Raw genomic sequence first — 13,295 nt, forward strand, 5'->3', positions numbered from 1 at the left:
AATCTTAATTCCCCATGGCAATCACCACAATTCCTATAACCATGCATGCCACTCCTGCATACAGCAATTTTTTAGCTTTTAGTGAAGCCGAAATCCATTCTTTGGTGATAATCCCACTCAAAATTGCCGTCACCACACATGAAGTATTGTAAATAGCATACCCAACCGTGTTGCCAGCTTCCCCAAGTTTGAATGCTGCGAAAGCAAACAAGGCTGAGGCTGCATAGTGAAAAACTGCCATAAACAGGATGAAGAGGAAGTTCTTACCAAAGGCTGGAGTTTTAAATGATTTCCATGCCTTCTTTTTGGAAAGTTGGTAACCGAAATAGACCGTCATTACGATGCCCCCACTTATGAAAATCGGAAACATGACAGCTACAGCAGTGATCCAATCGGCATTTCCATGCGCTTGACTAGCTTCATGCAGATAAGGTCTACCCACAGCGTTGGCATAGCTAAAACCCGTAGCCAATAATCCACCAACTATTGCAATCAGTATCCCAGTAGCCATGGAACCTTTATTTCCAGCTTCCGAATCTTTATTATCAATTAGAGCTTCGTCTTTTTCACGAATGAGGCCAGCTTTTCTCTTGAGGACAATGCCTAAAAGCACTATCAGTATCCCAACTAGAATTAGGATCAAGGATTCCTGATCCGGTAAGCCATCTACTGCAAAGGGTATCAGCGAACCGATAAAAATCACAGTTCCAATGAAAATGGAAAAGCCCAGCGATAGCCCAATGTAGTTGATCGCTTTGCTCCACATCATCACTCCTATGCCCCAGAGGAAACTCGCTAGGCCCATTTTAATCCAGAGATCCATAGGCATTTCACTGAAAATCTCACTAAAGCCTTGAATCAGTACTACGGAGGCGATCACAGGAACCACAAACATGGTGAGCAAAAAGAAAAGGCTCCAGGTATTTTCGTATTGGAATCCTTTGGTGAATTTTTCGGGTAAGGCATATACGCCTAGCATAATGCCAGCAGTTATCGCCAATAATATTCCTTCGGTCATTTTGGGTGTAGTTTTGGGTGAATGTTAGGAATTGATCTATCTGAAAGAAAACTTGGTACAGCTCTTAAATTTCTCATCGGGTTTGAGAAAAGTACCTGGAGAATTGGGCAGATTTGGGCCATTAGGAAAGCGATGTGTTTCACAGCAAAAACCCCGGAATTTGCCATACGACAGGCCATTTTCACGCTTTAAGGAATCGCAGGTATATTTCCCAGTATAAAATAACATCCCCAATTCATCAGTAGCCACCTCTAGACCTATACCAGTTTCGGCACAGTTAAATTCCGCTACCTTTTCCATTTTGAAAGCAGGCTTGTCAAAGACATAGTAATGTTCAAACCCATCTGCTATGGCCTGTTGCACATCGCCGATGATTTTACTTTTACTTAGGTTATCAGGTTGATTTTCTAAGTCAATCACCGATCCGGTCACAGCTCCAGTTTCATCCATGACCAGCCTTCTGCCTGATGCAATTCGGGCCGTATGTCCTAAAATATTGGAAGAAAAACCCGAGAGATTAAAATAGGTATGGTTAGTCACTGCAAAAGGAGTTTCGAAATCCGTAATTGCTTCATAGTTGATGGTGAGCTCATTTACCTCATTAAGGGAGAAGATCACCAATACCTCTACATTCCCAGGAAAGCCCTCTTCCATGTCCTGACTTTTCAGTCTCATTTCCACAGCAGACAAGTTCGGGAGATCAAGAATACTAGCCTTCCAAACCTTCTTATCGAAACCGATTTTTCCTCCATGGAGATTATTTTTTCCTGCATTGGCCGCTAGTTTATACTGCTTATCCTTTAGGGTAAAGCTGGCATTTTTGATATGCGAGCAATACCTACCCACAGTACTTCCAAAATAGGGGGCGTTCGCCTGATAAGCTTCCGAGAAATAACCATCGAAGCTATCAAAGCCACAAGCTACTTCAAGCAATTCTCCCGAGCGATTGGGCACGCGGATAGAAGTGATCGTAGCTCCATAATTCATTATTTTCACCTGCATCCCAGATGAATTACTCAAGGTGTAGATGGAAATGGATTCGTCCTCAAGCCTACCAAAATCATTTACAATAGGTTTCATAGGCTATGCTTAAGAATTTAGAAATGGACCCAATTTTTCCCAATCGAACACTACTCCTGTACCAGCAGTGTCTGGAGCCACTGCTCTGAAATTTTCGACTACAAGTGGCCTTGTAGTATATTCATCTATTGGAAAACTATGAACTTCCAGCCAACCAGCATTGGGCTGTGCGGAAACCAAGCTAACGTGTAATTCCTGCATGCCATGTGAACAGGCAGGAACACCATACTTTGCCGCTAACCTAGCAGCTTTGAGCCAACCAGTGATTCCTCCACAATTCGAGGCATCAGGCTGTATAAAAGAAAGTTTTGCCTGCTCCATCGCGTACTCATACTCATGGATGGTATGGAGATTTTCCCCCATCGCCAGCGGAAAACCGGTTCTATCTACAATTTCAGCATAGCCTAGGTAATCATCAGGAATAATAGGTTCTTCAAACCAAGTGATGTCATACTCTCTGAACCCTTCAATAGCTTTGATAGCTTTCTCCACATCCATGGAGTAATTAGCATCTACCATGAAAGTGACATCAGGGCCAGTAAACTTCCTCACCGAGCAAATTCGATTCAAATCTTCCTGGAGATTTGGACGACCAATTTTGATTTTCACGGCATTAAAGCCCCTTGCCAGGTAGCTTTCTATACTATGCAGCAGCTTTTCCAACGGAAACTGAAGATCAATCCCTCCGCAGTAAGCTTTACAGGTATTGTCTACCCCACCTGCCATTTTCCAAAGGGGCTGGTTTGCTTTCTTGCATTTGATATCCCAAAGTGCAATATCAATGGTAGAAATAGCAAAAGAGGCAATTCCCCCACGTCCGACATAATGGATATGCCACTCCATGAAATCGTAGATTCCGTCTATATCACTCCCATCTTTTCCCACCAGAACTCCAGCGAAATCATATTCTACCATTGCCTTGATAGCATGACCTCCTTTTCCTCCAGTATAAGTATATCCGGTACCCTCAGTCCCATCTTCCAGGGTAATGGTCGTAGTAACCAATTCAAAATGGGTATGATCTCCATGCTTGGCATCATTCAAAACTTCAGGTAACGGAACCTTGAAAAGCTTACACTTTACTTCTTTTATCAAATTGCTCATGATCTGTTGTAGTTGACGTAGAAAGTCTTTTTCTCCAGGTACTGCTCGAAGCCATACTTGCCATCTTCACCGCCACTTCCGGAAAGTTTGTATCCATTGTGAAAGCCTTGATGTTGCTCTCCGTGACCTCTGTTGACATAGATTTCTCCATATTCCAGTTCCTCGTTGCAACGCATGATCAGGTTCATGTCATTAGTAAAAACCATCGCCGCCAAGCCATATTCACAGTCATTCGCGTAGGTGATGACTTCCTCGAAGGTTTTGAATTTCATGACCGGTAGAATCGGCCCAAATGACTCTTCATGCATAATCGTCATGTCCTGAGTGATATTGGTCAAGACTGTGGGCTCAAACCAAAAGCCTTTTTCAAAAGCAACACCAGCAGGTCGTTTTCCACCTGTGGCAATGGTAGCTCCTTCATCCAAACTGATTTGAACCAGTTTTTCCATGTGCGCCAGTTCAGCTTGATTAACCTTTGGCCCCATATCCGTGTCATCTAGCATGGGATCACCAACTTTGATAGCCTTAGTTTTGGCGATGAATTTTTCCATAAACTCATCATAAATATCCTCCTGCACATACATTCGCTCGTTGCAAGTACACACTTGACCACAGTTGTCAAATCGGGAATGAAGGGCGGAATCCACAGCAGCATCTATATCCGCATCTTTAAAGACAATGAAGGGGGCTTTACCCCCAAGCTCAAGCTGAACATGCGTCAGGTTCTTGGCCGCGTTTCTCGCAATATCCTGACCTACAGGAGTTGAACCAGTCATTGTCACCATTTTGGTAATGGGACTCTCCACGAGTGCGGTCCCCATAGCCCGGCCTGGACCGGTCAGAATATTGATAACACCTTTCGGAATACCTACTTTGTTGGCGAGATTGCCCAGTTCCAGAGTAGCCAAAGGAGTTTCTGAAGTTGGCTTAAGAACTAACGTATTCCCGGCGACTAAAGCAGGCCCGAGTTTTCTTCCGGCCAAAGCCAAAGGAAAATTCCAGGCGGTAATCGCAACCACTACTCCTCTAGGGATTTTCTGAATCCAGATTTGCTCCCCGGGATTGTCGGAAGGGATGATATCCCCTTCTATTCTTCTAGCACCTTCGCAGGCATATTCTATAAAAGATGCGGTCACAGCCACTTCCCCTTTGGCTACTTTGAGAAGTTTACCTTGTTCCTTTACCAGCAATTCTGCCAGGTAATCAGCATTGGTTCTGATTTCAGCTGCCAGCTTGTAAAGCAATTCCGCACGCTGACGAGGAGGCATTTTTCCCCAAGATTTCTGAGCTGCCTCTGCTGCTTCCAATGCCTGAAGTGCCTCGTCCACTGTCCCATTTTGAACTTTTGCTACTACCTCTTCTGTACTTGGATTGATGATATCTATGGTCTCTCCTGATTCAGAAGTCACCCACTCACCATTTATAAATAATTGATACTCTTTGATTGAAGACATATTTTCTAAAGGTTATTTTGGGTAAAATTATCTGCCCATCCAGCCGCCATCGACCAGCATAGTAGTGCCGTTCATATAGGATGCAGCCTCAGAGCAGAGAAAAACTGTAGGTCCGGCAAAATCCTCCGGCTTCCCCATCTTCCTGCTGGAATTCTGGATAAAATCGAAGCGGATCTTTCCGGATCGTTTCTCAAAGCCTCCGTATTATCTGTATTGATATAGCCTGGTGCAATCGCATTTACATTCACTCCTTTTCCGGCCCATTCATTGGCAAAAGCCATAGTCATTTGACCAATCGCACCTTTAGAAGCTGCATAGCCAGGAACTGTAATCCCTCCCTGGAAAGTCAATAGAGAAGCCGTAAACACAATTTTACCAGCTCCTCTTTTCACCATTTCCTTCCCAAATTCACGGGTTAGGATGAATTGAGAATTTTGGTTAACCTCTATCACTTTATCCCACATCTCATCGGGATGCTCGGCAGCAGGAGTTCTGAGAATAGTACCTGCATTGTTGATCAAAATATCTATGACCGGAAAATCCGCCTTTACCTTCTCTATGAATTGATAGACTGCTTTCCTATCGGAGAAATCACAGGCATATCCCTTAAATTCTCTTCCAAGAGATCTTATTTCATTTTCGACAGCGCTTCCATTTTCTTCTAAAGTGGCACTGACGCCTATGATATTTGCACCGGCTTCTGCCAGACCGATCGCCATTGCTTTGCCAATTCCGCGTTTACATCCTGTGACCAATGCAGTCTTCCCGTCTAATCTAAATGTTTCTAATACTCCCATTATTGCTGTTTTTTGTAGTAAAAATTTAAAGTTGGCAGTCCATCAAAACCTTCAATCCCTCAGGGTTCTTGTCTATGTTTTCGAAGACTTGCTGGATATTGCTAAGCGGCTGCACGTCTGTGATCATTTTTTCAAAAGGGAGCTCATTGGCTGTGATCAGTGCAATGGCTTTTTCATAATCCTCCTTTTCATAAACTCTAGCACCTATCAGCTTTAATTCCTTCCAGAAAAACTTGAATAAATCCACCGGTTTTTTCTGCCCATGAATAGCCACCATCACAATACGACCACGGATTCCAGCCAATTCTGTCATCACATCCAAGGCCGGCTGAACTCCAGCCACCTCAAAGACCACATCGGCAAGTCTCCCTTCTGTTTGCTCACGGACGTACTGCACTAGGTCTATTTTGGTTGGATTCACAGCCTTCAAGCCGAATTCACCTGCCATCTGTATGCGGGTTTCATTCACTTCCGAGATGATCACATTTGCTCCGGCTTCTTTGGCAACCAGTGCCACAAGAAGGCCAATTGGACCGCCACCAAGAACAACTGCCGTTTCTCCTGCCACAAGACCAGACATTCGCACATCATGAACAGCCACTGAAAGAGGCTCTATCAAGGCTGCCAGCTTCAAATCCGTCTCTGGCCTTAGCTTGTGAAGTACGAAAGCCGGCACATTCCAATACTGCTGCATGGAGCCTGGGCTGTCGATTCCAATGAATTTCAGATTCTCACAGATGTGATTGAATCCTTTGTCAGAAGGTTTTACCAGACGATCATCCAGTGGCCTAACCACTACTTTTTCTCCTTCGGTGAATCCTTCCACATCGGGACCTACTTTATCTATCACTCCCGACATCTCATGACCTATAGTCTGAGGAATGCTTACCCGCTTATCCATCATGCCATGGTAGATATGAACGTCAGTGCCGCAGACGCCAGAATAGGCTACTTTGATGCGGACTTCTCCTGATTTTGGCGCGTCGATTTCCTTCTCAATCACAGTGAAGGATTGATTGCCATTGTAAACTGTTGCTTTCAAAATGTTTTTGGTTTTTAGGTTTGCTTATTCTCCTTTAGCCTTATGAGTGGTTTTTCTTGCTGAAGAAAACCTCATGATGCTTTGGTAATCATAGCTGTTATAAATGTGGGATAATCCCCATCGAAGGATTTCCGTAGGTTCCTTTTCCGTATCGGCTGTACGATTCAGGCCGATTGCATGTGGCGCTCCTTGGATGGAGGACATTATCTCAAAATTGATTCCATCAGGAGCCCATTGGATCGTGTTTTTCTCTGGACCGTCAGTCGTAATCAAAGAAGCTATACCTCCATTGTAGGGCCAGACACAGATTTCGTGACCGCTATTACTGATTGGATTAAATTCTGATTTGATATAGGGACCTTTAGGATTGTCAGCGATAGCTACTCCATGTCTGATTTGGCGTCCGCCAAAAGTGATCTCCTCTCCCATCTGCTCACCTTTATAGTAGAGATAGAATTTGCCATTGTAAGGAATGATACATGGATCGTGAACCTTGTGGCTATCGAAATCCCCTTTTTTCTCCACTGCAAAGCGGTCCTGCTCCTCGCCTTTCCAGATGCCATTGTCGGCAGGACTTAGAATTGGTTCTTCACTTTTGGTCCAAGGACCATCAGGTGAATCTGCCCAGGCTAATCCGATTTGATTTTTGACCCGAACAGTGTAAGGAGATTTGACCGTCTGATAAGTCAGGTAATACTTATCCTCATGCTTCATGATTTCCACCGTGAACACTGATCTGTCATCGTAAGCACCCGGTTCACCTCGTCCCACAGCCATACCTTCCTCTTTCCAGGTCCAGCCATCCTCGGAAGTAGCATACCAGATATCACACCTGTCCCAAGGAAAGACTTTGTCTTTTTCTATATCTCCTGCAAAGCCATCTGTAGGCCCAACACTTTTACTGTACCAGACATAGTATTTGCCGTTTTCAAAAATCATCGCACTTGGATCACGACGAACGACACCTTCTTCATAGGCAAGATCTCCTTTGAGAGGCTGAAGCCCGGAAAATTCTATAAACCATTCATTACCGATATTCGGCCACTTTAAGGCGCGCTTAGAGGCAGCACTTAAGTGATCTGCATTGGTAATACCTAGTTTGTCGAGCTGCTCAGGAGTAATTGAAGTATCCTGATCTGATGCTATGGTATCCTTATTATCACCCTTATCGGAAGGTGAGCAAGACTGTAATATTACAAGCCCCACCACAGAAGCAATACACAAATTTTTAAACATATATAATTTTCATTTTGGGTTATACTTATTAAAAGACTTATATGTAAAGGACATTAAATTCTATAAAAAGACGAATCCATAAACTCGAATGTAAAGTGAGAGAGGTGCAAAATTGCCAGCCTTAATTATTGAGAAAGAAATCAAAATCCTCTTTTAAGACTGACTATCTAAATTCAAATTTTTTAGTGTTTCGCTTTGAACAAATATGCCATTAGAAAAGAATAAACCTCCAAAAACCATCTAGACAAAAACTGAACAAGTCGATAAAAAGTCTGAAAAAACGAAAAATTAATCTCGACGATCGATAAATTGACCTTACAAAATTTAAAGAACCTGATACGGTTCAGATTATTTTGCAAAAAACATCATTTACACCCAAAATACGCCTAATAACACGAAAATGAGCTCCAATCATTTCGATTTTCCGGTACTATCCTTCCTATGCTCCAAATGCATTTTTAGGAGGTTTTGCCTGATTTTCTCTCTATTTATAGGAGTGATCATCTTGACATGCCAATCAACACTTGCACAGGACAACTCTACAAGCCTAGAAAATGTGCTTCGAAAAAATGAACTGAAATACAGCAATCCTGACAGCTCCATTTTAGTATTAAAAAGTCAAATCGATCAATTCCGGGGAGAAAAGGACACCATAAACTTGATCAAATCCCTTAATGAATTATCAAGCATTCACGCGCACTTATTAGATTATGGTAATTCCTATGATGGGTACTGGGAAGCTCTGCTTCTGGCTGAGGAAATAAATAACGAAATGCTCAAAGCCAAAATATATCAGGAGCTTGGTTGGCTCTATAGCTTTTATCATAGAGATGAAGAGGCATTAAAATATTTCAATTTAGGATTATCTATTAATAAGGAATTGTATGCACAAAAAACTATCGATGTATCCTATATTATAAGTGACTATTTCTCACTGATTAATTTTTATAGAGTTAATGGTAATTTTGAACAGGCAGCTCACTATGTGGACAGCTGCTTTCAACTAAAAGACCAAACCACCAATTCCCTACTCTATGTCACTGCCGAAGATGGGTATTTGGACGGCATGAATGGGAATTACCAGAGTGCTCTAGCCAAATTAGATGAGGCTTTGGATTATTTTGAAAAAAACGACCGATCCTATCTCATCGTAATCCACACGCTGATAGGAAAAGTGTATCTCAAAAAAGGAGACCTTGCAAAAGGTGCGGAGCATTTCAATGAATCTCTGCGCCTGTCAGAAGTATTTCAAAGTCATTCCAATTACAAACTGATGTCTCATGAAGCACTGGCATCTTTATATTCTCAGACCCGTAATTTCCAGGATGCCTTTCAGCATTCGAGAGAAGTAAACAGTATCAATGCGGAAATTTTTGGACCAAATAGTAAGAACAATAAACACCTTTTTGCGATAAACGATCAGTACAGACTGCAAAAGGAAAAGGAAAAAGAGTTGATCAAGGAGCAGCACATCGCCAATCTGGAGAATGAAGAACGCCTAAATGTGCTGAAATTATGGCTCTTGGGAGTGGTCTTATGCTCACTGGTAATCTATGGAATGCTGCTGGTGAAGAATATCCGAAGAAAGCATAAATTGGAGAAAAAGGCCCTTGCTGAAAGGCGGGCCCTGGAACTTCAGAAGACCAATGAGATTCTGGAGTTGAAAAACAAGGAACTAACCACCACTGCTCTACAACTGATAGAAAAAGATGAATTCATCGATAAACTAAAAAACAGTCTATCTGATGACAAGGGCCTGGTGGATGTGAACAGTCTGAAAAAGATGATCAAATCCGTTCAAGGCTCTCCGGGAAGTAACTGGAAAGAATTTGAAGCTCGCTTTACTGCCATCAATCAAAGCTTCTACGAAAACCTGCAAAAGAAATATCCTGAGCTTACTCAGACTGACCTAAAAATTTGTGCCTTGGTAAAGCTTAATTTCAGCAGCAAGGAAATGGCTTCACTCCTCGGGATATCCATAGAAAGCGTACATACCTCTAGATATAGACTCCGAAAGAAATTTAATATAGACCGAAATGAAAATCTCGGAGAGTTTATAGCTAAATTCTAAAAAGAGTGGCAGCAACTAGACAAAATAATTAGCTAAGCCTACACTATATACACTTATACAATTAATAAGTATTCCACACCAAGCAAAATTGCTTGGTGTTTTTTTGTACCGTTTCAATAGTGCAAGCTTTTGCTTCAAATTGAGGTGAAAAAATATGTTCGTCAAGTGCTGTATAGTCAAAAATGGCTCCGCAATCGATATTTTAATCGATTTGTCCAGTTTTAATCGAGTTTGAAAAATGGATTGTAAGGTTTAGGATCTCTACATTGACCGAGGTTTTAAGATCCAAAAAGACTTTTGTGTAAGAAAAGTTGCCTTGATCAAATTTCCGAAAACAAATAACCTAAACTCAAAATACCGTATGAAACAACAACTCTACTACTGGAGGAAAAGCCTCCCTTTGACACTTATCCTGTTGTGTATATGGATACCTATTGTATCGGCACAACAAGAAATAAGAGGCAAGATCATAGATGATCTTGGTTCTCCTTTACCGGGTGCTTCTATTTTATTAAAGGGAACGACTACGGGTACCATTTCAGACATAGATGGTAATTATAGTATAAAAGCTAATCAAGGAGATATAATCATATATACTTTCATTGGCTTTAACGCAGTAGAGAAAACTGTAGGCTCTTCATCTGAAATCAATATACAGATGATGCCTGACACCCAAAGCCTTGAAGAAGTCGTGGTGATAGGTTACGGTACTCAGTCGAAGAAAGAAATTACCGGTGCTGTCGGACAAGTCAAGGCTGACGTCATCAGCAAGGCTCCTGTCTCCGATGTGGGGGAAGCTATCCAAGGTCAAGTGGCAGGTGTAAACGTACAGGCTGCAAGTGGGAGACCTGGCCAAGCGGCCAATATTCAAATCCGTGGTGTGGGTTCTCTCATGGGAGCTCTTGAGCCGCTTTATGTGGTGGACGGAGTACCGTATCAAAGTAATCCAAACATTTCCCCTGATCAGATCGAGTCGCTTGATATCCTTAAAGATGGCGCAGCTGCTTCTGTATATGGAACCCGTGCATCTAACGGTGTAATTCTGATTACAACCAAAAGAGGAAAAAAGGAAATATCGTAGTTGATCTCAATGCTTATGCCGGTGTACAGAACATTACCTCTGGTACACCTTTGATGAATTCCCAGCAGCAGATGTATGCTGAGGAAGTAAAATTGGAAGCCTTGGGAAGGGATCCTTTGATTTTCTTTTTCAATCCTGATGCTTTGGATTACGACACAGATTTTGTGGGTGATGTGCAAAACAACAATGCGCTGATCCAGAATTATGGATTAGGCGTTTCCGGTGGGACCGAAGATCTATCTCTAAACTTCAACACCAATTACTTTAGTCAGAATGGTGTCCTAATCAATTCTGGCTTTGATAGGCTAAGTAACAGATTGACTGCACAGTTCAACAAAGGCAAGTTTAAAGCTTTTGTGAGTTTGGGTTATACAGAAGAAAACACTTCCCAGGAACCTTGGTCACTCTATGAATACAGCATCGCACAGAGACCTTGGCTTGCCCCGCTAAATTCCCTGAAAACGGTGGGTGAAAACAATGTGCAAATCCCAGTGGACAATGCTATCCTGTATAGCTACTTGTCAAAAGAGTTGGAAAATGTAGATGACCGTAAAGTTACCACCTCAAACATTGCTCTGAATCTGGAATATGAATTCTTCAAAGGTTTCAAATACAAATTGAATCTGGGAAGTAACTCCTGGAATTACAGAAGGAATTTCTTCAGACCTCAGTATTTGGTGACCAACAGGGATGGTTCTTACAACCCAACGGCTTCCAGAGAAGATGCCTTATTGAATGAGGATTATACCTTCACTCAAAGAAATGTATTGGAAAACATTTTATCCTACGACAAGGAGTTTGGAAAGCATAAAATCAACTTAACTGCTGTGGCTTCTTATGAAAAATTTACCTCCAAGCAGATAGGAACAGGGATCATTGGCCTATTGAGTAATAAAACACCTGTACTTGGCGCAGGACAGCAAGCCACGAAACCTACCAGTTTTGATTATGTCAACACCTTAAGTGGTTTGATGGGAAGAGTACAATACAATTATGATGAGCGCTATCTGATCTCGGGTAGTTATAGACGGGATGGTTCTTCCAATTTTGGGCAAAGCAATGTGTACGGTGATTTTTATGGCGTCTCTGCCGGTTGGAATATTTCCGAAGAGCAGTTTTTCCAAAATGGAAATTTAAGCTTCATCGATAACTTGAAGTTAAGAGGAAGTTACGCTCAGGTAGGAAATCAAAGCATTCCTCCATATACCTATGCAAGTCAGATCGAAAGTGGCGTCAATTATCTTTTTGGTTCTTCTGAGGATCTTTATAATGGTGCTATCCAGAGAAGGTATTCCAATCCAAATGTGAAATGGGAATCCAGCATTTCTAGCAATATAGGGATTGATCTGGCCATGTTTTCCAACAGGTTAAACTTCACAGCTGACATCTACAAGAATGACAAGCAAGACATGCTGCTTCCTCGTGCAACTCCACCTTCAGGAGGTGCTTATCACCCTGGAGCTGTGGGCACGTATAGTCCAATCATTGTCAATGCAGGTAATATGACCAATAAGGGAATTGAACTTTCTCTTTCCTATAGAACAGAATATGCTTCTGGATTCAAATGGAATCTTGCATCTACTTTCACAAAGAATATTAATGAAATCACTGATTTGGAAGGAATCGAGAGAGGTTATGGCAATGGACAGCCTTCCTCCTCTTTGGGTCCAAATGTAGATTACACCACCTTCTTTGCCGTAGGCTATCAGGCAGGAGCATTCTTCCTGGTGCAGCATGATGGAGTGATCAAAACTCAGGAAGATCTAGTTGAATATAAGAAAATTGACCCAAGTGCTCAGATCGGAGACATGAAATACAAAGATCAATTGACTGAAGACACCAATGGAGATGGGATCCCAGATGCAGGGAACGGAAGAATTGACGAAAATGATCGTGTGTATTCCGGTTCAGGTCAAGATAAATTCAATATTGGACTAAGCGGTAATTTCGAATACAAAGGATTTGATCTGTATGTACAGAATTACTTTTCCTATGGAGCCAAGCTTTATAACGGCTCTAGATATTACGCATACACCCAAGGCAGACACACGGATCAGTATTACATGTGGACTCCACAAAATCCTGATGCGGACATCCCTACTGACCGTGGCGATGGTTATCACAACAATGTGCGTGCACGATCTGACTTCTTTTTGGAAGACGGTACCTATTTCCGAATCAGAAATATCACGCTGGGCTATACCATTCCAATGACAGCAACAAGCAAAATCGGAGTTAACAGAGCGAGAATCTACGGTACAGCTATGAATCCATTCACCTTCACTGAATACACAGGATATGATCCTGAAGTTGGTGGAAACGGCATCAGCACCAGAGGTGTGGATCAGGGAAATTATCCTGTATCAAGAAGATTCATTTTCGGTGTTCAGATTCAATTCTAATTCTAAAAAA

9 protein-coding genes and 1 pseudogene are annotated in these 13,295 nt (G+C 42.1%); 3 read left to right on the forward strand and 7 right to left on the reverse strand.

The genetic code is table 11. The features are described 5' to 3' along the window. Positions 1–4 precede the first annotated feature (4 nt). The 7 genes and pseudogenes from V8V91_RS10475 to V8V91_RS10505 form a co-directional block, all read right to left on the reverse strand. Entirely contained in the window at positions 5–1,018 is a 1,014-nt protein-coding gene (locus V8V91_RS10475) for an L-rhamnose/proton symporter RhaT (protein WP_373400016.1), read from the reverse strand. Positions 1,019–1,054: 36 nt separating this feature from the next. After that, on the reverse strand, positions 1,055–2,098 hold the full coding sequence (locus V8V91_RS10480) for an aldose epimerase family protein (RefSeq protein WP_373400017.1): 1,044 nt from the start codon (positions 2,096–2,098) through the stop codon (positions 1,055–1,057). Between the two features lie 9 nt (positions 2,099–2,107). Further along, positions 2,108–3,202 carry a mandelate racemase/muconate lactonizing enzyme family protein gene (locus V8V91_RS10485; protein ID WP_373400018.1) on the reverse strand — a complete coding sequence of 365 codons (1,095 nt, stop codon included), beginning with the start codon at positions 3,200–3,202 and terminating at the stop codon, positions 2,108–2,110. Then, positions 3,199–4,656, reverse strand: coding sequence for an aldehyde dehydrogenase (gene aldA, locus V8V91_RS10490; protein ID WP_373400019.1), 1,458 nt, complete (start codon positions 4,654–4,656; stop codon positions 3,199–3,201). The genes V8V91_RS10485 and aldA overlap by 4 nt, the downstream gene beginning before the upstream one ends. 27 nt (positions 4,657–4,683) lie before the next feature. Continuing rightward, positions 4,684–5,453: pseudogene (locus V8V91_RS10495) on the reverse strand (SDR family NAD(P)-dependent oxidoreductase). Positions 5,454–5,478: 25 nt separating this feature from the next. Next, on the reverse strand, positions 5,479–6,495 hold the full coding sequence (locus V8V91_RS10500; RefSeq protein WP_373400020.1) for a zinc-binding dehydrogenase: 1,017 nt from the start codon (positions 6,493–6,495) through the stop codon (positions 5,479–5,481). A 24-nt stretch (positions 6,496–6,519) separates the two neighbouring features. After that, positions 6,520–7,731 carry a family 43 glycosylhydrolase gene (locus V8V91_RS10505; protein WP_243430975.1) on the reverse strand — a complete coding sequence of 404 codons (1,212 nt, stop codon included), beginning with the start codon at positions 7,729–7,731 and terminating at the stop codon, positions 6,520–6,522. Positions 7,732–8,131: 400 nt separating this feature from the next. Here V8V91_RS10505 and V8V91_RS10510 point away from each other — a divergent pair, with 400 nt between their 5' ends. The 3 genes from V8V91_RS10510 (at position 8,132) to V8V91_RS10520 (ending at position 13,285) form a co-directional block, all read left to right on the forward strand. Then, positions 8,132–9,802 carry a hypothetical protein gene (locus tag V8V91_RS10510; RefSeq protein ID WP_373400021.1) on the forward strand — a complete coding sequence of 557 codons (1,671 nt, stop codon included), beginning with the start codon at positions 8,132–8,134 and terminating at the stop codon, positions 9,800–9,802. 415 nt (positions 9,803–10,217) lie between these two features. After that, positions 10,218–10,883 carry a TonB-dependent receptor plug domain-containing protein gene (locus V8V91_RS10515; protein WP_373400022.1) on the forward strand — a complete coding sequence of 222 codons (666 nt, stop codon included), beginning with the start codon at positions 10,218–10,220 and terminating at the stop codon, positions 10,881–10,883. Positions 10,884–10,915: 32 nt separating this feature from the next. Beyond that, entirely contained in the window at positions 10,916–13,285 is a 2,370-nt protein-coding gene (locus tag V8V91_RS10520) for a SusC/RagA family TonB-linked outer membrane protein (RefSeq protein ID WP_373400658.1), read from the forward strand. Positions 13,286–13,295: the final 10 nt, after the last annotated feature.

Origin of the sequence: Algoriphagus halophilus, assembly GCF_041729275.1 — a bacterium.
Lineage (GTDB): Bacteria > Bacteroidota > Bacteroidia > Cytophagales > Cyclobacteriaceae > Algoriphagus > Algoriphagus halophilus_A.

What these genes read in the sequence shown, in the direction of transcription:
- aldA (WP_373400019.1), bottom strand. Translation starts at nt 4,656, where the DNA reads ATGTCTTCAATCAAAGAGTATCAATTATTTATAAATGGTGAGTGGGTG.
- V8V91_RS10485 (WP_373400018.1), bottom strand. Translation starts at nt 3,202, where the DNA reads ATGAGCAATTTGATAAAAGAAGTAAAGTGTAAGCTTTTCAAGGTTCCG.
- V8V91_RS10480 (WP_373400017.1), bottom strand. Translation starts at nt 2,098, where the DNA reads ATGAAACCTATTGTAAATGATTTTGGTAGGCTTGAGGACGAATCCATT.
- V8V91_RS10510 (WP_373400021.1), top strand. Translation starts at nt 8,132, where the DNA reads ATGAGCTCCAATCATTTCGATTTTCCGGTACTATCCTTCCTATGCTCC.
- V8V91_RS10475 (WP_373400016.1), bottom strand. Translation starts at nt 1,018, where the DNA reads ATGACCGAAGGAATATTATTGGCGATAACTGCTGGCATTATGCTAGGC.
- V8V91_RS10505 (WP_243430975.1), bottom strand. Translation starts at nt 7,731, where the DNA reads ATGTTTAAAAATTTGTGTATTGCTTCTGTGGTGGGGCTTGTAATATTA.